We start from the raw sequence: 19,942 nt of genomic DNA, 5'->3' as shown, positions 1-19,942 counted from the left end.
GCGGGATGAGAGATGGGGATTAAAGAGCGGTTACTACAAGTTGAGCAGAATCGCACGGGACACAAGGATTCTGTCTCCGAGCGTCCCTTGGAACCTGCTCCTAAAGGTGTAAAGTCACAAGAGATCGCAAAGAACTCGACTTTTGTTGAAATCAAAAAACGCTGTCAGAAAAAAGCTGCGGACGACGAAGCTTTTTATAAGGCGGAAAGTAACGAAACCCGTCAGGAGTTGCGCCCGCGGCTGGAAACCCTGGTCAGGGAAGTGGCGCATGAGATGCGCTACCCGCTTTCGGAACTGGAAGTTCGCCAGCTCGGCGTCGAGTTGTTGGACGAGATCTACGGTTTGGGGCCGATCGAACCTTTAATGGCCGATCCGACCGTTTCCGATATTCTGGTGAACGGTTATGATCAGATTTACGTCGAGCGCGCCGGTAAACTTGAACTGACTGATATCGCTTTTATCAGCGAAGAGCACCTGCGTAATAAGATCGATCGTATGCTCTATCTTACCGGACGTCGTGTTGACGAATCCTCTCCGCTTGTCGACGCGCGTTTGCCGGATGGCTCGCGTATCAATATTATCATTCCGCCACTGGCGGTCGACGGTATCTGCGTCTCGATCCGTCGCTTTCCCGATCAGCATTTACGTGCCAAGGACATGATCTCGCTGGGCACCATGACCGAACAGATGTATCAGTTTCTGGAAATGAGTGTTCGTTCCGGTCTGAATATTATCGTCTGCGGCGGTACCGGTTCTGGTAAAACGACTACCTTGAATATGCTGTCCGGTCTGATTCCCGAATATGAGCGAACCGTCACTATCGAAGACAGTGCCGAATTGAGAATGCAGCAGGCGCATGTGGTTCGTCTGGAAACCCGCCCGCCGAATGCGGAAGGTATCGGAGAAGTGACTCAGCGCGAACTGTTGAAAAACGCTCTGCGAATGCGTCCGGACCGGATTGTACTGGGGGAGGTTCGCGGCGCGGAAGTTTTGGATATGCTTCAGGCGATGAATACCGGGCATGAAGGTTCTCTGGCGACGCTGCATGCCAACTCGCCCCGGGATTGTATCGCCCGACTCGAATTGATGATTAACCTGAGTGGTGTCGATATTCCTGCCACTTCTATCCGCAAGCAAATCGCCAGTGCCATTGATCTGATTATTTTTGTCAGCCGCGGCAAGGATGGACGACGTCGTGTCGAATCGATTACCGAAGTAACCGGGGTCGAAGAGGAGAACGTTGTATTGCAGGAACTGTTTACTTTTGAAAGTCAGTTTGACGAAATTACCGGACGGGTGCGCGGTCGATTCAAAGCGACCGGGATACGTCCGAGCAGCTCGGCAAAATTTTCAGCCAGCGGCATGAAGTTACCGGCTTCACTGTTTACTTTCAGTCAGGATGTGAACTAGATGGATTGGATTACGCTGTTGTTGGCGACCCTGGTGCTGATACCAATCGTATTTGCCTTCTGGGGGTTTCGCAAAAAACATCAGATCGAATCGGAGTTGAAGGTTCGTAAACTGATGCTGCGCATCGGTGTGGCGGAAGAAAAGAAACTAAGTTTCGAGGAGTTGCTGCTGTCGCAGGGCGATCGTGGCTGGTTCCAGTTTTTTGTCGTTAAGTTTAAACAGGCGGGGATTGTCGAGCGTAACGAGATTATTCGTATCCTTCTGATTCAGGGGTTGTTAATCGCCACGTCCTTACTGCTGATTGCGGTAAACCTGCTTCATCTCAGCACCAATATTCTATTGCTTGCGCTGCTGTTGCCGATGCTGCCGACCTTATATTTGATTATTAAGGCTTCGCAGCGTCAGGCGCAACTGCGTAAAGATTTTCCGGAGATGCTGGATTCCATCGTACGTTCGCTACAGGCTGGATTCGGTATTGACGGCGCCTTGCAGAATATTGCCGAAGATTCCAAAGGGCCTTTGGCAGAAGAGATTGCCGAAATACATAAACAGCTTAAACTCGGTATCAGCCTGCGCGAGTTGTTGCGGGAATTTCAGAGTCGTGTCAGCCTTCCGGAAGCAAGTTATTTTGCGATTACGCTGATTCTTCAGCGGGAGAGCGGCGGCCAGTTAACGTCCATTTTAAAAGAGCTTTCCCGTCTGATGCGTAGAAGGGAAAACTTCCAGGCCAAGCTGCGCACCTTAACTGCCGAGTCCCGGTTTACCGCCTGGTTTATCGGCGGTATGCCGTTGGCATACCTTGGTTATAAGCTGATTTTCGACTATCCGGCCATGCATTTCTTTTTGCATGATCCGACGGGGATCAAGTTATTGAGCTTATCGGTATTTCTGATCCTGCTCGGAGCGGTGATATTGAGAAACATGTTAAGGATTCGTTTTTAATGGCGCTCTCGATCGGAATTACGCTGGCTTTTGTCACTGTTTTGATGCTGGTGATGTTTTTTTCTTTGGCGCAAGTCTTCAAAGAGAAGCACCGTTTGCAAGAGAAGAAAGACCGCTTCCGCAAGCGAGTCGGTTTGGGAATTGACTTTACCCAGAATTTTGGTGAGCCTTACGACTGCTGGTGGTGTCGGATCGGGCGCGCACTGGGAAGTAAAAATCCGAAGCAGTTGCAGATTTTGCAGACTCAGCTGGTCGGAGCCGGTTTCCGTGAAGAGTGGCATATCGGAGCCTATTTCTTCATTAAGTTCGTACTGATTTTTCTCGCGTTTTTTCTCGGCTTTGTTTCGTGGGTATTCAATGGTACCTCGCCGCTTTTGATGATTGCTTTACCATTGGTTACGATGTTTCTGCCGGAAAGAGTTCTGGTCAGACTGGGTGAGAAGCGCTTGGAGAAGATTAATAATCAGCTGCCGGATTATATCGATATGATCACTATCTGTATGAATGCGGGTCTTAGTTATCTGGTGGCGATTCGACGCGTAACCAAGGAATTGCAGAATCTTTCACCCGAGATCTGTTTTGAATTCGAGTATCTGGTTGAACAGATTCAAATCGGGGTGCCTCGCGTCGAAGCTCTGGAGCAGTTTGCTTATCGCAATCCGACGCGCGATATCCAGAATCTGGTGCAAGTGTTGATTCAGAATGAGAAACTGGGAAGTTCTATTAGCGAAGCTTTGACCAATTTTTCGCGCAGTATGTATCAGGATAGGGAAAACCTGATGGAAGAGAAGGCGGCTAAAACGTCGGCGAAAATGGCGATTGTCATACTGCCTTTTATGTTATTCCCATATGTTGTTTTGTTACTGGGAGAAAAGCTGGTGATGCTGGGGAGAGGGTTTTAAATTTGCGATCGTTTAATTTCCGGTTTTTTCGCACTATAGCTCTGTTCTGGGTGCTGACGATATCCGTTTCGGGTTGTACTACGGTTTCGAATAAGCCGGGAAGCGCCTCTTTTCCGAGTTATAAAGACTCTTCCGAGCCTTTGGTGACTTCGCTGGATGAAAAGGCCGAATATGAGCTGATGCTGGATTTGGCCGTTATGGAAATTAAAGAGCGCCGATACGATCGGGCGGAAGGCCTGTTACAAAAGCTTCGTAAAATCAATCATCAGGATATTGAAGTGTACCGGATGCTCGCCAAGGTATACGAAGGTCAGGAAAAGCGTCATCTGGCGCTTTTAGCCTGGAGACAGATCATTCAAATGCCGAACCATTCGATTGAGGATGAAAGTGAATATGCCCGTATGGCTCTTGCCGAAGACCAGTTTGCCTTGGCCGAAGCGATTTATCAGCAGTGGCTGCAAAGCGATTCTTTGGTTCGTCGTGTCAGTGCACTGAATAATCTGGGCTTTAGCCGACTGTTGCAAAAAGACTTTGCAAGCGCCAAGTCTTATTTCAATCAGGCTTTACAACTCGATCCTTTAAACAGTAAAGCATTGAATAATCTGATTTTAGTCGATGCTTTGACGGAGAAGTAGTCTATGCGCAAGGAATTACCAAACAAGTTCGGGTTGCACAGACAAAAAGGCGTGATAACTCTGATGGGGGTAGGGGGCATTGTTGCCGCCCTGTTTGCCTTTGAGCTGGTGATGCAGTACAGCAAACTCAAGATCATTGATCACGAGTTGGATAACTACGCACGAAGTGTCGCCGAAGTTGCTCTGCGTTCGGAAATGGCTCTAACCAAAAAAGGCCTTGAATCCGGCGGTATGTCTTTGGCCGCTTCCGAGGTGATGAGTAATGCCGTACTGGCGCAAGCCGGTTATGACGCCTCCTCTGACGGGTTGGATGGCGTTGATGTCGAAAGCTTGAATAAAGAGATAACTTTCGGAAATTTTGCCTCTGACGGGCATTTTTACGCGCTGGGAGAAGAAAATCCGGATTATGCCGAGAGCGTGGGTTTCAGCGCCTACAAAAGTAATCCGCGCCTTGCTCTGCAAGAAATGATCGACAGCGGCGGCACCGATGTCGACAGTTTACCGAAGTTCAATGCCGTCGCCGTTCAGCTATGGACCAACGATAACTTTATGGGCGTTTATACGCCGCAGGGTCGTGCGCTTTACGGCGCCTTGCCGAGTGATAAACAGTGTTACTGCGATGTGCGTTACGAAACTTGTGTCGGCGGAGTGCTAACCAAGGCGGATATTCTCGACGGGCTGTACCCGAACGAACCTCCGGGGCTGGTAAAAGGCTTGCTGGGCGGTTTGTTGGGGGGCGGAGTTTTTCCTGAGCACTCGCTGACCGAGGCGGAAGCCGATGCGATCGCATCGGCGATAGCGGTTCCGAACTCCGAAGCGCGCAAAAATTATTGTGAATACGGCTTTACCGCCACTCATCCATCCAGAGCGGACGAAAGTAAGTACCCTTATATTGACCTTGATCAGCGTCAGGGGATGATCGCCATTCCCCCGACCGAAGAGGATAATGGCCTGATCGGTAATTTGCTGGCGGAAAGTAATTACTCCAGAGAAGATTATTTAAGAAGTGTCGGGCAGCTGCCAATTTTTATCTATGATGGCGCGGATACGCTGTCGAATGAAGCCGGACTTTTGACTACGGTGGATGAGTTGCTGGTGCTCCTCAATCCTGAAACCGGCTCCGGTTCGGTCTTTTCTGAAAACCTGGATGCAACCAATCAAAAGGCCACCGATCTGGACAATAATGGTGAGAATTACCGTTGTTCGCTTTTGACGGCCAATGTCGATGTTTCACTCTTAGGCGGTTTAACCGATCTCTTGGGTCTGACCAACGATGCATTGGCGGCACCCTGCGACAGTTTGCTGCCGCAAGTTGGGGCGCTGCTTAATACGCTGACAGATCCTCTGTTTCAGCTGCTTGGTCCTTTGCTAAACCCGTTGGCAGCCTTACTTGACGGATTGCTTGGCGGTCTTGGCCTTTCCTCCGACGGATTGGAAGCGGTGTTAGATGACTTGCTGGATCCAAATGTACTTGTTCATGATCCTCTTTATATCGGTCGTTCCGGAAGTTGTATCTATGGTACGGACTCGACTAATGTGGCTCCGCAGCGTTGTCTGTATAACGGTAATAACGGATCCTACCAGAGCTGTAATTATTTATTGGCCGATGACGAGAGTGGTTTGCCGAGAGTTGAACCGCCCAGTCTGGTTGATCGTTTAGGTATTTTCCTTCTTGGCCCGGTAGAAGATTTTTCAGCGGGAGTCGAGAGTTTGAATTGCGAAATGCATTATTTCCGCTATTCCCCAACCGATAATTGGGGTGTTGGTGAGCCGGGGTGGCAGGAAATCAACTGAGTTGATTACGTCCGTAAAACGTGACGGGATTTTTTAAAAACTAATCGAATCTCGGGCTGGACACGGTATATGAACCTGAGTATAATTCAGCCCCTGTTCGGAGAGCTGTCTGAGTGGTTGAAGGAGCTCGCCTGGAAAGTGAGTATAGGTTAATCGCCTATCGGGGGTTCGAATCCCCCGCTCTCCGCCATATTTGAAAAAAGAACCCGTCCCAGACGGGTTTTTTTATGCCCAAATTCCGCGTAAATAAAGGCTTTAAGCCTGTTCTCACCTTCACAAGTCTTCCCGTCTTAAACCGATCTATTTCTTTACTTGCCGCTTTTTTGTGAGTATAAAAGTGAGTATGTATCTGTGTGAGTACAACAAAAGTGAGTACAAGGTGCTGAACAATACACAAATCAAAAATCTTAAGCCTAAAGACAAGTTGTATCGTGAAACGGATTCCCATGGTTTGGTGCTAGAGGTCAAGCCTAATGGTGTGAAGTCGTGGCGTTACCGTTGCCGCATAGACGGCAAGGCGACAATGCTGGCGATTGGAAATTATCCGCAGGTTTCACTAGCGGATGCACGCCGAATTCGTGATGAACTCAAAGAGCAGTTAAAGTCCGGTGTTGATCCAAGGCGTCAACCTGAACAGGTGGCGCAGGAAGTTGTCATCAAGACGTTTGGGATGATGTATCGAGAGTGGTACGAACACAACGTTGAATCGTGGACTGAGAATTATGCCAATGACCTGAATGAGCGTTGCCAAAATCATTTGCTGCCATTTCTTGAGGCGCGTGATATTTCAAAAATCACGGCTATGGATATGCTGGAGGTCTTCAAACGCATTGAGGCCAGAGGTACGCTCAATATGCTCAAAAAAGTGCGTGGCTATGCCAGTCGGGTATTTCGTTATTCGGTGGGGATGGGGGCCTGTCCATTTGATCCAACCCGTGATTTACCGCAGGATGTTTTCAAAAAAGAGGTGGTTAAGCCATTTGCGCATATAACTTCCCATGAAGAGTTAGCCAGTATTCTCAAAAAAATCGAGAGCTACAACGGTGGTTTTGCCGTCAGAATGGCGCTCAAAATGGCACCGCATGTCTTTTTGCGGCCTAGCGAATTGGTTTCAATTAAATGGGAAAACGTCGATTTTGCACAAAAGCTGATTCGTATTGAAGCATCAAGAATGAAAATGAAGCGTGAGCATTTGGTGCCTATGAGTAACTATGTTGAAGCTCTTCTAAAGCAGTGCCTCGAAGTCAGAACGGATAGCCCGTTTGTTTTTCCGAGTCAGAAATCAAAGACACGGCCAATTACGCCGGATAGCTTGCGTGTTGCTCTCAGATCAATTGATATTGGTTCGGATGTGTTGACGACTCATGGTTTTAGGCATACCGCCAGTACACTGCTTAACGAGCAGGGCTGGTCGCCTGATGCGATTGAAAAGCAGTTGTCGCATGAGGAGCGCAACAAGATTCGTGGGACTTATAATAAGGCTGAATATCTCGATCTCAGAAGAGAAATGATGGCAGCGTGGTCTGAATATTTAATTTCCATAAAGTAATAGTAAATTCTTTAGGCAATGACGGCTTTGCATACTTTTTTTATACATCCAAATATTGTTTTTAAGGTTTTGGGTTTCCCTAATGTATTCACATATGAATCACATCTAACTGCAGCCAAGGCAAGTGGAATGGAACCATTTTCTGAAAAAACGTTTAGGGAGTTTATTAAAGGGAATATCTCTTCGACTATGAGGAATAGGCTGGCATTACCCGATATTGGTAGTGCGTATGATGGCGGGTTGCCAGAAAAAGGTTTCTTTATTCACATTATTTGGAAATCTTTACTACTTGATTTTAGGCAAAAATCTCCAAGAGATTATTTCCTTCTTGAAATTGAAAGGTTATTAGCAGAAGAATCGAATCTTTTATCTAAGTGTGTAGAGCAGCAAGGGGTTGAGCTGCAACATCGGTGTTTTTGGGCTTCTAAGTACGCCTTTGATTTTGCAATTCTTCCTTATGGCGAATGTCGCATTCCATTTATTGAAGAGGTTGATCGCTTTGCTTCATTTGGAAGTCTTTCCATGCTCTTGCATATTATTGCAGCACATGAAATTTCACTAAAAGATGCCTTCGGGCTTAAGATTACAGATGAGTCAGTTGTAGATCAATTTGTGCCTGACTTTAAGGATGGACAGGTGGTTTGGCCGCTGAAAAAGTTAGCCTTGTACTGGCAAGCTAAATATGGCGTTACATCAATAGATAAATTGGCTGAAAAAATGCCAAGTTTATTTGGAACTGAGGCAGCTAATCGAACAACAAGGTTGAAAACGTGGTTATCTGGAAAACATCTTCCCAGAATAGAAACATTAACTTCGGATGACACAATTTCGTGGATAAAAGGTTTTATGGGGGATGCTAGCAAGCAAGAAGTTTTGAGCGAAATACTAAGGTTATATATTGCAATCGGTTTGCAAGGAATGTTGCGTTATATGCGAAAGCCTTATAAAGGCGCAGATGTTAAATCTTGGAAACCAGGCAAGGGGCATTCAATGGTATTCAAGAATTATTCACACTTTTATGTGCAGAACTATAAGAATTATATGAGCCAAGAACAGAATTGATTCTGTTCCTGGCTCTTAGTTTATTTGCCTTTACCTTTCGATGGCGCGTTGCCACGACCTCCGCCAGATATGCCTCCGGTAGTGCTTGGCCAATTTCCTCCATTTCCAGGATGGGATGATGGGCGACCAGATTGGTTTGCTTTAGACATAATTACCTCCAATGACTTAGTAATCCGCAGTGTTGTTACTGCGGGTTCATTATTGAAATAATTGCCATCTTGGTGAAGTGAAGTGAAACGGTAAAAAAATCAGAAATATGAAAAGGCCAATCTGATCGCTGCCTAATATATGTAACAATGATTAAGCAGGTGCGAAGCTACCGTTTTGATTATCAGCTCTTTTAAAACGCTCCATTATAGAGGTCTTGTGTTTATCAAAATAGTAGATTGCGACTAGTGATGTAAAAACAACAATTACCGAGGAAACGACGCTAGATATTTCAGAAGTAAAAACATTCACGCCTGGTATCGCAGAAAGAGCTATAGCAATTTGTTGAGTTAGATAGATTCCTAATACTGCAGATACAGATGCAAATAAAATTGATTTAATTTTATCGAGCTTACTTTCTGAGTCACTCAGATAGACCTTGAGTGATCGAACAAGAGAAAGTGTGCATTCTCTAATGATCGTCAGCGCCATTGAGGGCAGTTTGGTAATCATGGATAAAAGTAAGTTCGGGATCGTGCTTAGTGTTCCGCTTAAAAAACCCTCCATACCGAGTTTTTTGGCCTTTTCCAATACGCCACGTTCAGTAAGTCTTGTATTAAGCTTTTCACTGAATACTTTTGCTCTTTCTTGAGCAAAAGATGAATAATTTTCAGCGGATATGTCAACGCTACCGTTGTAAATTGCACTAAACTCATCAAAAAATAAATCATGGGTTTCATATACCACGTGACCAATAACCTGTTTGGCTGCCAAATGAAATCCAGGTTTAATTGCATCAAACCCGAACTGAATTAATGCATCAGTTTGAAACTGATTTTTGAGTTCTTCTGCAAGTGCACCTACAGCATCGGTATCGTTTTTATCAACGATATAACTTTTGCCATTGATCTCTATTGTAATATCGTTTTCTCCAGGACCAGGGGTGCCATTTGTTTCTAAATACGATTTTAATGGCGTTTGTCCTTTGGATCTGTTCACCGAGCTATCGGCAAATATAAGGTTGTTCTCGTCGTTAATTGCATTGATTAGCTCTTGATCAGTTGTGCCCGCTCTAGCCAAAAAAGAATTATAGTATTCGTGAGCTGAAACAACGTGTTCAATATCAGCTTGTTGGGGATTAAGGGGGGCAGAGCTGTTATAGCCATTAACAAGGGAATTGCCGTTGTTTTGAGCTTCAGCTCTGATCTTTTTCATGTTATTGAAGTTTTCGTGTTGCCTTGGATTTATACGGTTGGAAAATTCGCCATAGTCCTCAGACAAATTCTGGTATTTTCTTGAAAGGGTGTCATCATGCTGCTGAATGCTTGTGCCAAGCGCAAATACAGCAATTGCCTGTTTTGCAGCTTCTTCTTTGCATCGATCAAAGATATCCGACATGTTATCTGCTGATTGCAATGCGTTTGACTCAATTTCATTAAGCACTTCGTCGACTTCTTTATTGTATTCAAGCTTTTCAAGGGTGTATCTTTTTAAATTGTCAGAGGCTGTTTTTGTGGCAGTAGTAATGGTGGTTGATAATGAGTCAATGTCAGTTAGTGTGCCAAAATCTATTTCTGAATACTTTTGTTTTACACATTCCGCATGAATGCTAATTTGAGTTTTACCTGCTTCAAGTTTGCAGTTTAACGTTTCCGATATCTGGGATGTATGCGAATTTAACTTTGCCAATCCTTCTGAACCAAGATTCTGTGCTCTTTCCGTTAAGCCTGTTAATTTCTCCCCCAAGAAGCTAGTCTTTTTTGCAGCGGGGTGTTCAGGAGAGTTTATTTGTTCATTTGTACTTGCTTCTTCATGAGCATTTTCTTGGTCTGTTGCTTTTGTTTTAAAAAAATTTTTCATGAATCGCCTCTGATAATAAAAAATCTGTTTTTGGTATAAGGTTGATTTTCGTAATTTATGTCGAAATTATACAAATTGAATAATATTCTAATACGGCTATTTACGCACCTTTTTAGAGAGGGCAAATTGGCCGTGATATTTTAATACTAGTTTCGAAAAACGCCCCAAAATTGGGGCGTTTGTTCTTTTAAGCTGCATTCCCTCGTTGTTCACAAATGAGGTGTTCAAGCCAGTCGTCAACTTCTGACTCTATCCAGCGAGAAGTGGTTTCTCCCATTTTTACGGGGCGAGGAAAAGTCGGGTCATATAACTTTTCTTTCGGATCCATGCGACGGTAAATCGCACTTTTAGAAAGGCCTATGCGTTCGATGAGTTGGCGTAGGGTAAGTAATGTGATTTTTGGGCTGTTCATAAATTTCTCCAGTTTAAAAATATTTGGCTTTATCTTTAAAAATTAGTTTTCTAATGGGCTAAGAACCTGATGAGCTCTTGGCGAATCTTTTAAGGCTTCAGGCAAAATGCTCGGCTGCATATGTGGAATAAGGTTTATCCACGTCGTTTTATCCTCAGAAAACATCGTTATCAGGTTGTTCTGCTGCAATATGTAAAGTGCATTGTTAAGGCGATCCTTTCCTCTTAAGGAGTTAGGACCGTTTTGCAATATGAAGTTCTTCCGAATGAAACAGTTTGGAAGGTTGTTTCGGTATAAATTCAACCACCCATCCAAAAGTTGAGCGTCCATAATTACTTGCGGTGGTTTTACAAATAACCATCTATAGGTGTCTGAAAAATAAGCGACCATATTGATCGATTCTTGCAGTGTATCAAGATCAATTTCATCTTCGTGTAAGTCTGAATTTACGCAATGTAAAACCCCAGCAACGCGAGTAATGTTCTGCATTAGACGTGCGGCATGGTCAGCACATCCATGAAATCTTCCATTAGGCGTGCTTGGATTGGTCTGAAATTGAATTTCATTGTGTACCTGAAACCATTTCTGCAATGCCTGCGGAGAAAACCTTAACTGTCGTTTCTTTAATTGGCCCGTTTCTACGTTTTGTTTCAGGCGATCCAGTCCCACTGTTAGCTTGGCTTCAAACTGTTCAAGATGACGAAATTCAGGTTTTTTGTGGTTTTCCTGATGGATGCCTCCTCTATTTTCACCAATAAAGGTGAATAACGTCCGTGCAAAATAACCCGACGAACGCAATTTATCTCCCTTGCTTTCAAGCAGCTTAAAGAAGGATTGAGGTTGCACTGGTGTAAAAATATGGATGTCTGTATCCGACACTTCAAGGCTGTACGTTTTGCGAGTGACCTTAATAGGCTCATAGCTCCATGCAGCACAAAACTTTTCGATTGAGTCCAGTGTTTTAGCGTTAAAAAAATTCATACCTTCTGCACTGGTAATCGCGACTGATCTCATGCCCTGTGCCTTTTCCAGAGCGCCAAGTGGAGAGCTGTCCTCAATAATCATATCCCAGTTGTAGGGTGGGGTTGGTTTATTGGTTTCATGCAGGTAAAGTTGAATTTTTTTCGATTCGGGATCAAGAACGTATTTTCTGATTTGGTTCAGTGTGTCCTGCCAGCACATTAGTTCGGCATGGTATTCCTTTTCATATTCGCCCTGAAGAATGGACATATGTTTTAAGAATTTATTGATAGGCTTGAAGAACCTTTTGTGAGCGCGAGTTTTGCCCGTACCGGAACCGGCCAGTACAGCAAAAAACAAAATTAATGGTTCAAAATCACCGAGTGGATATTCCACCTCAACATCATGAGAAAAGGCGATTGCCGCCGAAGACAAAGCGGTGGGTATGGCCATCTCAATAGGAACATGGTCATTGTTAGCAACTTCATAACACGCATCATTGAACACTGTTCGTTTAATAAACGGGAACACGCTCCCATTTTGCGTTAGTGGAAAGTGTTCTGATTGAATGTAATTCATAATTAAAACCTCAAAAAAATTGATTTCTAAAAACGAAACAATCGCTGTTTCGCCGTCGGAATCAATTATGTTCGCTTGAACAAAAAGGACTTAATCACGACTCAAAACTGGATTTTTTTTAGTTGAAATTTGATTTATGGGATTTAATATGTTAGCGGTTTTGGGTGTGTTTTTGATGAGTCAATTCATGGAAAAAGAACCTTTTGCTGCGATTTCCGCTACGAATAGCTGAAATTGAGTCATGTTTGACGGTTTAAACACGATCTGCCTAACATGGTTTCTATGTTAGGCAGTTCTTATGCTCTTAATGTTGTTCTCCAAAGTAGGGCAACGCCAGCATCGGCGTGACCTTGTCTTTTAAATGCAGGAACTCGTTGGTCAGTTGCCAGAGCGCACGATTCAGGCGCACGTCCTCCGATACCGACTTGATAGCTCGGGTAGTGACATAACGGCCATTCGCTGAACGGCCTTGCACCCCACCCTTGATCAAGTTTTCCTGAACGCGGTTAAACACCTTCCATAAACTGGATTCCTGATCATCCCGGCGACGGGCTTGCAGTAAATCTACCGAACGTATCGGGCTTTGTTCTGGCCATTCATTGCCATAACGGATATGCAGTGCAGCACGTGCAAACAACTCCGCTTCCTCTCGTGATAACAAGGTTGAACGTAAGTGATCGACCTGTTCCGAGATATGTGGGATTTCATTGGCGAGATTCAGCGAACCTTCAATAATGTTCTCCACGATTTGCTTGCCGTGTTTGACGCGAATGCCACCCAAGTCACCAGCCGGTGTGACTAGACCATTCGAACAGGTCAGTCGGAATAGCCCTAAATCCAATTGATAGGCTGAGCTACGATCATGTGAATTGGTCAGCACCAACTCGGCAATCGAATCGCCGACATTAATTTGGCGATCCGGGTCTTGTCTAAAGCGCACCATGTGACGTGCCAGCTCCTGACGTTTTGGGTCACGCACTCTAGTTTGAAGTGCACGAACCGGATACCAGCCTTCTTCTTGTAGGGCATTGACCACTTCAATCGTGGGCACAAAACCATAACGATCGGACACGGCTTGATCAGGTGCCTCTGCAAAGATCGCCGGTGCGGCTTTGTAGAGTTTTTCTGGGGTAAGAATATTCATTGCCATTTGGGTTCTCCTTAAATGGTCGTAAAGTTGTGTAAGGGTTGGTTAGTGATTCAGTGGTTGGGTTTGTTGGACGTGCTGAACCTGTTGTTCGAGCTTTTGAACCAGTGAGGCATTAGGCAAAGAGCCGGCCTGTTGAGTTTGAGAAAGGTGTTGCGAATGGTTTAACTCGGGATAAAACTCTTCCGTAATCGCTTCAAAGTCCTCCTCGCTATCTTCAAAGCGTCCATTCCCAAAACCGCGTTGTGCCGCCAGATCCAATGCTTTCTGGTCAAAGCCCACATTGATCCGCTCCTGTTCAACCCGCTTGGCGGCTTCCAGCGTTGCATCCATACTGAGGCCGGTGCGTAAGGTCAGGTCCACGTAATAGATGGGTTGTCCAAAACTCTGCCGTGTCGATTTGCCTCTAAGCTTTAATGCCAAAGGCAAACACGCCAGTCGGTTGCCGGATAGGGCATGGAAGTAACTCAAGCGGGAGGCGAGTGTACGGATGCTGTTAAAGCCCGAGGTGCGGAAAATAAAACAGCTGATCGGGTCGGTGTCGGTTTCCGGTGCATCTGATTGCACCAGCACATTTAAGCGTCCATAAGGCTTGCAGCCGCCTTGGGCTAAATCGCAGGCTTCAGGACTAGGGCAGGGCAGTGTTTCCATGCCGTGTCCGGTATGGCGTTGACAGGTTTCCCCGTTGCCGACACACACAGGGCGTCCGGTTTGTCGGTCAAACAGACAGTATTCCGCACGCAGATTCAGTTCGGGCTGGTTGAAGATCAGCTGCACCGGAATCTCACGAAGCTTGCGCCCACTGTTCTGCCGCAGCTTTTCATCCAATGGATGTTTTATCCAGCCGTCAGAAGTTTGGATTTGTGTGGTGAGGGTAAATTGGTCATCGCGTTGTGGTAGACGCTTGCCGTTCTTTTCGACCACCTGGCCGATACTGATACGGCCAATAGTCGGTGGGGTGAGCATTAAGCCTTTTAACATGGTGTTCTCCTTTCAAAAGGGCATAAAAAAACCCAGCACTAGGCTGGGTTCTAAGGGCGGAATAAAATATGTTTCAATTGGCTTGCACCAGGAATCGTCGGCTACCGGATTTGGTGATCAGGTAGTTGTCATAGAGTTCCGGCTGGTCGGCTTTAAAGCGTTGTGTATCAAAAACGGTTGAGTCAGCCGATTGCTTCCAACTGATTTGCCCGCTGGCAAAACTTACCACACTGGCTTCTCCCATAGTTTGCTGTAGTTGATGTTTCAGTTCTGCCTCCAATGACTTGAATTGCTCCAGCTGTTCGCGCACTTCAAGCATCGCTTCAAACGAACGGTTGGCTTCCATATCCTCCGACAGATCCAGCACCTCGCCGTTATCACTCGGATAGAGAATGCGCAGGGCGGTTTCACTCGATGAACTGGCATCGGCCGGTGGCGGGGTGTCGGTTAGTACACGCTGCCAGAAGGTTTGTTCGAGTTTAATCAGTCGTTCAATTAAGGCATCATCCCGTTCGATACGGTAAATCTGTAGCTTCTGACCGCCCAGAAGGACAGCCACATCGGCGGCCTTCTGGCCTGTGACCGCCAATTGATGTTGTACCTGCAATTGCACGTACTCTGGCACGCCGTCTCGCCAGAGCTTTGAACCGAACAGGCCGGCTGTTTTACACTCCAATACCTGTACCTCGTCATCACCGACTACTTCACGATCCAAGTTGGCCAGCATCCACGGATATTCGGAATGTTGCAGAATCGCATTTACCCGTCGTACCTTGCGACCGGTACGTTTGGCATAGTGCTCTGCAACGATGGGTTCCAGCACCGTTCCCCATAACAAAGGGCTATCTTCAAGGGGGTTCGGTTGTGTTGGCGTGATCCGACCTGTTTTCTCCATCCATAGTTCTAATTGCGATTTATAGGGGTTAAGCCCGACCGCAGTGGCCGCATCCGAACTGCCGATACCTTGTAGTCTTGCCTGAAGCCATTGGTCGTTACTGAGATTACGGGTGGCAAGCATGCGCTTGGCTTGACCGTGAGCGCGTTGCGTTTTGAGATCCGTTGCAGGAAATACAACGGGGTGGGTTTGTGTTGGTAAATTTGTAGTGGTTGTCGCCATAGTATGTCTCCAAAGTGAATTTTTATTTTGATTGCGGGTTATTTCTTAGGTTTAGAAAAGGTGTGGCCGCAGTTCGAGCAGTGGTAACTTTCCAGAAAAGACTTATCGAGTTTTTCGCCGAGCTTGGCGCCGGTGACACCACCGGATGCCGCGCCCAATAAGCCGCCCAAGATGGCGCCGCCAAGTGTGCACACCGATAAACCGATCGGTCCACTGATAACGCCGACTGTGGCACCGGTTCGAGCACCATTGGCTGCGCCGACAAAACCGGCAGCAGCACCGCCGATCAGACCGATAAAGCCGCCGGTTTTCTTGCCGAGTTGTTTAGGGATGACCTGCGGTGAGCCGCAGGCAGGGCAGTGAATTGCCATAGTTTTCCTCCATTTTTGTTGAATCAGACGGAAGGGGTTCCGGCTTCATGGAGGTGGTATGTAAGTGTCTTTGATTTGGATTAGATTTTGAGGCAGGGGATTGGCGGCAGTAATTTTGTACAGGCGATGGAATGGTATGAGTAATGATTTAACTTGCTTGAAAAATGTGGCGAAATGGACAAAAGATTGCTGGATTTCCATGGGAATTTTTAATTTAAAGTTCAGTAGTTGCGGTCATCGCCTTTGTCGGTAATAGGATTTAGTAAGAATTAACTACTAACTACACCAGAACAGAAACAAAGAGCCCCCTGTCCAATGCTTGGCAATCCAAAGCCAAGCCAACTGACTAACTAGCACCGTTATTCATTACTCAATATGTATTAACCAATCCATTGAGAGTAACAGAATGAACCAAGAATCCAAGAATGAATTTGAAAGATTGAAACGCCATAAAGACAACTCGAACTTAAAGTTGCTTTGGGACTGTGTTTACATGGGATATGGCCTGATGAGTTGGGTTGTACCGTTTGTTGAGCAATATATTGAAGTGATGCTTAAGGTGATTGTGCAACATGTCTTTAATAACAACAGAACACTAGCCATTCGATTTGAACTTTGTTATCCCCCTAGTTATCAGGGGGATGTGTCAAATAAGAATATAACCCAGTTTTTCAAAGGCGTGAAATACCGAACTGCAAAACAGTGCGTTAAATCGAAGGCGGGGCGTAAGCATGAAACTGATGTGAATTACTTTTGGGTGAAGGAACAGGATGGCAGTGACTATCCCCATTATCATGTTCTCTTATTGCTTAATTATGATGCGTACAGAGGGTTGGGGAAATATGACAGCCGAGAGAGCTTATTTGGTTTTTTACGTCTAGCATGGGCGGGAGCGTTGGGTATAGAGTTTGATGAAACAAAAGGCGGCGTAGTGAGCGCAGCAAAATACAAAGGAATAGATGAATCCAGGCCTATTCACGTCCTTAAGCAGGGAGAATCCGACTTTATAGGGTTGCTTGGGGATTTAATATTTAGAGCGAGTTACATGTGTAAGGCTGCTACAAAAGTGTACAAAGGCCGAGAAAGAAGCTTTGGCAGTAGCCTGATTAATTCCCAGTGAAACAGCTTTGGACGGGTGTGTTTTTACTTATTTTTTGTGAGTTTTTGTAGTTTAATGTTTTGGTTCTGCAGTTAAAGATGCCCTCAATTAGGAAGATTGTTAAGTTTATGCAGTTAATAACCCCTTACCAAGCCAAATATTTTGCTTATGAACTCACCCGTCGCCGTCGCGGTGGGGATGAAAGTAGGCTGTCCCAATCACTTTTCGACTCTTCGGTTGATTTGAATCCGCATCAGATCGACGCGGCATTGTTTGCGTTGCAGAATCCGTTGAATAAAGGCGTGATTCTGGCCGATGAGGTGGGCCTCGGTAAGACTATTGAGGCTGCCTTGGTGATGAGTCAACTGTGGGCAGAACGTAAACGTCGTATTGTTGTGGTTTGTCCTGCCGCTTTGAGAAAGCAGTGGGCTAATGAAATGAGCGAGAAGTTCAATTTGCCTACCCAGGTAATCGATGGCCGCACGTTTAAAAAAGCACAGAAAGAAGGGGTGTATAACCCGCTTGATCAAGCGGTAATCAGTGTCATGTCCTATAACTTTGTCTCTGCGAATGAAAAGTGGTTCCAGACGATTCCATGGGATTTGGTGGTTATTGATGAAGCGCATAAACTTCGAAATGCGCATAGAGAATCGCATCAAACAGGTCAGGCCATTAAACGCGCATTTGCAGGGAGCAAAAAGCTTCTCTTAACCGCGACACCACTGCAAAACAATTTAATGGAAGTTTACGGCCTTAGCACGATTATTGATGAACATCTGTTTGGTGATCAAGTCAGTTTTAGAGCGCAATTTATGCGTAACGGTGAGGATTTTCCGGCGCTAAAGAAACGGATGCAGGAATTTACTAAGCGAACCTTGCGCTCTCAGGTATTGGAATATATTCGATATACAAAACGGATGCCCATTACCGTTCCATTTAAGCCGTCTGATGATGAGGTGCGTCTATACGACCTGATTTCAGCCTTTCTACAACGTGAAGATTCTTACGCCTTACCGGCAAGGCAAAAGCACTTGGTGTCGTTGATCGTTCGCAAGCTATTAGCTTCATCTACTGCGGCTGTGATTCAAACCTTAGACGCGATGCTTAATCGGTTACGTGATCTTGAACAAGAAGTTGAAAATGCGGAAAACTGGATCGAGCAACTCTTGGCAGAGGAAGAGCTTGATGAAGACTATCTTGATGAAGTTTTTGAAGAGGTTGAGGAAAAACGAGAAATCAATAACACTCAGCTTAGGGGCGAAATCGCTGAGCTGGAAAATTACTTGACCCTAGCGAGAACGATTCAGGTCGATGAGAAAAGTCATGCGTTAGTCAAAGCCATACGCCAAGGCTTCGACAAGATGAGCGAGTTAGGTTCACCCCAAAAAGCGGTCATCTTTACGGAATCAACACGAACGCAAGAATATCTTGCGCGTTTCTTAGAACATAATGGGTTTGCTGGAAAAGTCGTTACCTTTAGTGGCACGAACAACAGCCAATCTCTTAAGAACATTTATAAGGCTTGGTTACAACAGCATCAAGGTACAGATCGCGTAACGGGTTCGCTTGCTGTTGATAAGCGCACAGCAATTATTGATCATTTTAGAGAGTCTGCACAGATTTTAATTGCTACCGAAGCAGCGGCAGAAGGGGTGAACTTACAATTCTGTAACTTAGTCATTAACTATGATTTGCCCTGGAACCCGCAGCGGGTTGAGCAACGAATTGGTCGTTGTCATCGTTATGGACAGCAGTTTGATGTAGTAGTCGTAAACTTCTTGAATCAACGCAATGAGGCTGATCAGCGTGTGCTGGAGCTTCTTACAGATAAATTCCAGTTATTTGATGGCCTATTTGGTGCGTCCGATGAAATCCTGGGTCGAATTGAATCGGGGATTGATATTGAAAAGCGTATTGCGGCAATTTATGAACAAAGCCGAAGTCCACAGGAAATTATGGCCGCGTTTGATCAATTGCAGAAAGAGCTAGAAGAGACTATTCAAAAACGAATGGTAGAAACCGAGCAAAAGCTGTTTGAACATTTTGATCAAAATATTCACGAATTGCTAAAGGTCAGAAAGAAGCGTGCCGAAGACCAGTTGGATAAAATTAGTCGATATTTCTGGGCGCTCACCCAGTTTATTCTCGACAATAAAGCCACGTTTAACTCGCACAATTTAAGCTTTGATTTGCACACGGCATTGGGCATATCCCCTAAAGGGCACTATCGTCTTAAACAAAAAGGAGTAGATGTTCCTGAGGATGCGCATTTATATCGCTTAGGCCACCCTGTAGGTCAATATGTGCTGGAGCACGGGCGGCGACTTGATACGCCTATGGTGTCGGTTTCGTTTGACCTTTCTGGTCATTCCTATAAACTTTCAGCGCTTGAGCCCTATATAGGTAAATCTGGCTGGCTGGAGCTTAATCAACTCACTTTGCATTCTTTTCAAGATGAAGATCATCTGGTTTTTAGCTGTATGGCAGAAAACGGTGAAGTGCTAGATCAAGAGGCCTGTGAACAGCTATTTCAATTGTCCGCTAAAGTGCATGGCTCGGTTGAGCAACAAGCTCCCAATGTTTTTGAAAGCCAGGTTGAGCGCCAGTTACACGTGCAGTTAAATCGGGCGTTGGAAGAAAATAATGTGTACTTCCAGCAAGCCCGTGAAAAGCTGGAACAATGGGCCGAAGATCAAATCAAATCCGCTGAAGAAGCGCTTGTTGATACCAAACTTAAAATTCGTGATGCTAAGCGTCAATCTCGCCAAGCAGAAAGTCTTGATGAGCAAAAGAAATGGCAAGAAGAAATCAAAAAGCTCGAAAAACAGCAACGCCGCCAACGTCAGTCAATTTTTGATGTTGAAGATGAGATCGAGGAACAACGAGATCGTTTAATCGAAGCCATTGAAAACCAGTTAAACCAAAAATCGCATACTGATAAACTATTCCGCATTTATTGGAAGCTAATTTAAAGA

At 45.4% G+C, this 19,942-nt stretch carries 16 protein-coding genes and 1 tRNA gene; 10 read left to right on the top strand and 7 right to left on the bottom strand.

The window, feature by feature from the left end; genetic code table 11:
* Positions 1-12 precede the first annotated feature (12 nt).
* The 8 genes from J3999_RS04670 to J3999_RS04635 all read left to right on the top strand — a co-directional run bounded on the left by J3999_RS04670 (position 13) and on the right by J3999_RS04635 (position 8,294).
* A complete protein-coding gene (locus tag J3999_RS04670) occupies positions 13-1,410 on the top strand; it encodes a CpaF family protein (RefSeq protein ID WP_208126803.1) in 1,398 nt (465 codons plus the stop codon).
* Positions 1,411-2,352 carry a type II secretion system F family protein gene (locus tag J3999_RS04665; RefSeq protein WP_208126802.1) on the top strand — a complete coding sequence of 314 codons (942 nt, stop codon included), beginning with the start codon at positions 1,411-1,413 and terminating at the stop codon, positions 2,350-2,352.
* Positions 2,352-3,254 carry a type II secretion system F family protein gene (locus J3999_RS04660; RefSeq protein WP_243755313.1) on the top strand — a complete coding sequence of 301 codons (903 nt, stop codon included), beginning with the start codon at positions 2,352-2,354 and terminating at the stop codon, positions 3,252-3,254. The genes J3999_RS04665 and J3999_RS04660 overlap by 1 nt, the downstream gene beginning before the upstream one ends.
* A gap of 50 nt (positions 3,255-3,304) precedes the next feature.
* Positions 3,305-3,889, top strand: a complete 585-nt coding sequence (locus J3999_RS04655) for a tetratricopeptide repeat protein (RefSeq protein WP_208126801.1) — start codon at positions 3,305-3,307, stop codon at positions 3,887-3,889.
* A 3-nt stretch (positions 3,890-3,892) separates the two neighbouring features.
* A complete protein-coding gene (locus J3999_RS04650; protein WP_208126800.1) occupies positions 3,893-5,683 on the top strand; it encodes a hypothetical protein in 1,791 nt (596 codons plus the stop codon).
* Positions 5,684-5,782: 99 nt separating this feature from the next.
* Positions 5,783-5,873: transfer RNA gene (locus J3999_RS04645), tRNA-Ser, on the top strand.
* A 153-nt stretch (positions 5,874-6,026) separates the two neighbouring features.
* Complete coding sequence (locus J3999_RS04640; protein ID WP_243755323.1) at positions 6,027-7,232, top strand: tyrosine-type recombinase/integrase; 1,206 nt, start codon at positions 6,027-6,029, stop codon at positions 7,230-7,232.
* A 129-nt stretch (positions 7,233-7,361) separates the two neighbouring features.
* Positions 7,362-8,294: a hypothetical protein gene (locus J3999_RS04635; protein WP_208126798.1), complete on the top strand. Its 933-nt coding sequence runs from the start codon at positions 7,362-7,364 to the stop codon at positions 8,292-8,294.
* Positions 8,295-8,594: 300 nt separating this feature from the next.
* On the opposite strand, the gene J3999_RS04630 is transcribed toward J3999_RS04635, so the two are convergent.
* The 7 genes from J3999_RS04630 to J3999_RS04600 form a co-directional block, all read right to left on the bottom strand.
* Positions 8,595-10,301 carry a hypothetical protein gene (locus J3999_RS04630; RefSeq protein WP_208126797.1) on the bottom strand — a complete coding sequence of 569 codons (1,707 nt, stop codon included), beginning with the start codon at positions 10,299-10,301 and terminating at the stop codon, positions 8,595-8,597.
* A 187-nt stretch (positions 10,302-10,488) separates the two neighbouring features.
* Positions 10,489-10,713: an AlpA family transcriptional regulator gene (locus J3999_RS04625; RefSeq protein ID WP_208126796.1), complete on the bottom strand. Its 225-nt coding sequence runs from the start codon at positions 10,711-10,713 to the stop codon at positions 10,489-10,491.
* 42 nt (positions 10,714-10,755) lie between these two features.
* The gene (locus J3999_RS04620) at positions 10,756-12,252 is read right to left on the bottom strand and encodes a DUF3987 domain-containing protein (RefSeq protein ID WP_208126795.1); all 1,497 of its coding nucleotides are present in this window, start codon (positions 12,250-12,252) and stop codon (positions 10,756-10,758) included.
* Positions 12,253-12,556: 304 nt separating this feature from the next.
* Positions 12,557-13,402, bottom strand: a complete 846-nt coding sequence (locus tag J3999_RS04615) for a DUF932 domain-containing protein (protein WP_208126794.1) — start codon at positions 13,400-13,402, stop codon at positions 12,557-12,559.
* 42 nt (positions 13,403-13,444) lie between these two features.
* Positions 13,445-14,365, bottom strand: coding sequence for a hypothetical protein (locus J3999_RS04610; RefSeq protein WP_208126793.1), 921 nt, complete (start codon positions 14,363-14,365; stop codon positions 13,445-13,447).
* Positions 14,366-14,453: 88 nt separating this feature from the next.
* A complete protein-coding gene (locus tag J3999_RS04605) occupies positions 14,454-15,497 on the bottom strand; it encodes a YqaJ viral recombinase family protein (RefSeq protein ID WP_208126792.1) in 1,044 nt (347 codons plus the stop codon).
* A 38-nt stretch (positions 15,498-15,535) separates the two neighbouring features.
* The gene (locus J3999_RS04600) at positions 15,536-15,868 is read right to left on the bottom strand and encodes a hypothetical protein (RefSeq protein WP_208126791.1); all 333 of its coding nucleotides are present in this window, start codon (positions 15,866-15,868) and stop codon (positions 15,536-15,538) included.
* Between the two features lie 406 nt (positions 15,869-16,274).
* On the opposite strand from J3999_RS04600, the gene J3999_RS04595 reads away from it, so the two are divergent.
* Both J3999_RS04595 and J3999_RS04590 read left to right on the top strand, forming a co-directional pair.
* Entirely contained in the window at positions 16,275-16,988 is a 714-nt protein-coding gene (locus J3999_RS04595) for an inovirus-type Gp2 protein (RefSeq protein ID WP_208126790.1), read from the top strand.
* Between the two features lie 107 nt (positions 16,989-17,095).
* Positions 17,096-19,939: an SNF2-related protein gene (locus tag J3999_RS04590; protein WP_208126789.1), complete on the top strand. Its 2,844-nt coding sequence runs from the start codon at positions 17,096-17,098 to the stop codon at positions 19,937-19,939.
* Positions 19,940-19,942: the final 3 nt, after the last annotated feature.

The organism is Thiomicrorhabdus sp. 6S3-12, from assembly GCF_017571475.1.
Taxonomy (GTDB): Bacteria; Pseudomonadota; Gammaproteobacteria; order Thiomicrospirales; family Thiomicrospiraceae; genus Thiomicrorhabdus.
The sequence above is the reverse complement of the archived record's forward strand: the minus strand, read 5'-3'. Positions and strand labels throughout refer to the sequence as shown.

Coding starts and splice junctions, on each gene's coding strand:
- J3999_RS04670 (WP_208126803.1), top strand. CDS start 13: ATGGGGATTAAAGAGCGGTTACTACAAGTTGAGCAGAATCGCACGGGA.
- J3999_RS04665 (WP_208126802.1), top strand. CDS start 1,411: ATGGATTGGATTACGCTGTTGTTGGCGACCCTGGTGCTGATACCAATC.
- J3999_RS04660 (WP_243755313.1), top strand. CDS start 2,352: ATGGCGCTCTCGATCGGAATTACGCTGGCTTTTGTCACTGTTTTGATG.
- J3999_RS04650 (WP_208126800.1), top strand. CDS start 3,893: ATGCGCAAGGAATTACCAAACAAGTTCGGGTTGCACAGACAAAAAGGC.
- J3999_RS04640 (WP_243755323.1), top strand. CDS start 6,027: ATGTATCTGTGTGAGTACAACAAAAGTGAGTACAAGGTGCTGAACAAT.
- J3999_RS04635 (WP_208126798.1), top strand. CDS start 7,362: ATGGAACCATTTTCTGAAAAAACGTTTAGGGAGTTTATTAAAGGGAAT.
- J3999_RS04630 (WP_208126797.1), bottom strand. CDS start 10,301: ATGAAAAATTTTTTTAAAACAAAAGCAACAGACCAAGAAAATGCTCAT.
- J3999_RS04625 (WP_208126796.1), bottom strand. CDS start 10,713: ATGAACAGCCCAAAAATCACATTACTTACCCTACGCCAACTCATCGAA.
- J3999_RS04620 (WP_208126795.1), bottom strand. CDS start 12,252: ATGAATTACATTCAATCAGAACACTTTCCACTAACGCAAAATGGGAGC.
- J3999_RS04615 (WP_208126794.1), bottom strand. CDS start 13,402: ATGGCAATGAATATTCTTACCCCAGAAAAACTCTACAAAGCCGCACCG.
- J3999_RS04610 (WP_208126793.1), bottom strand. CDS start 14,365: ATGCTCACCCCACCGACTATTGGCCGTATCAGTATCGGCCAGGTGGTC.
- J3999_RS04605 (WP_208126792.1), bottom strand. CDS start 15,497: ATGGCGACAACCACTACAAATTTACCAACACAAACCCACCCCGTTGTA.
- J3999_RS04600 (WP_208126791.1), bottom strand. CDS start 15,868: ATGGCAATTCACTGCCCTGCCTGCGGCTCACCGCAGGTCATCCCTAAA.
- J3999_RS04595 (WP_208126790.1), top strand. CDS start 16,275: ATGAACCAAGAATCCAAGAATGAATTTGAAAGATTGAAACGCCATAAA.
- J3999_RS04590 (WP_208126789.1), top strand. CDS start 17,096: ATGCAGTTAATAACCCCTTACCAAGCCAAATATTTTGCTTATGAACTC.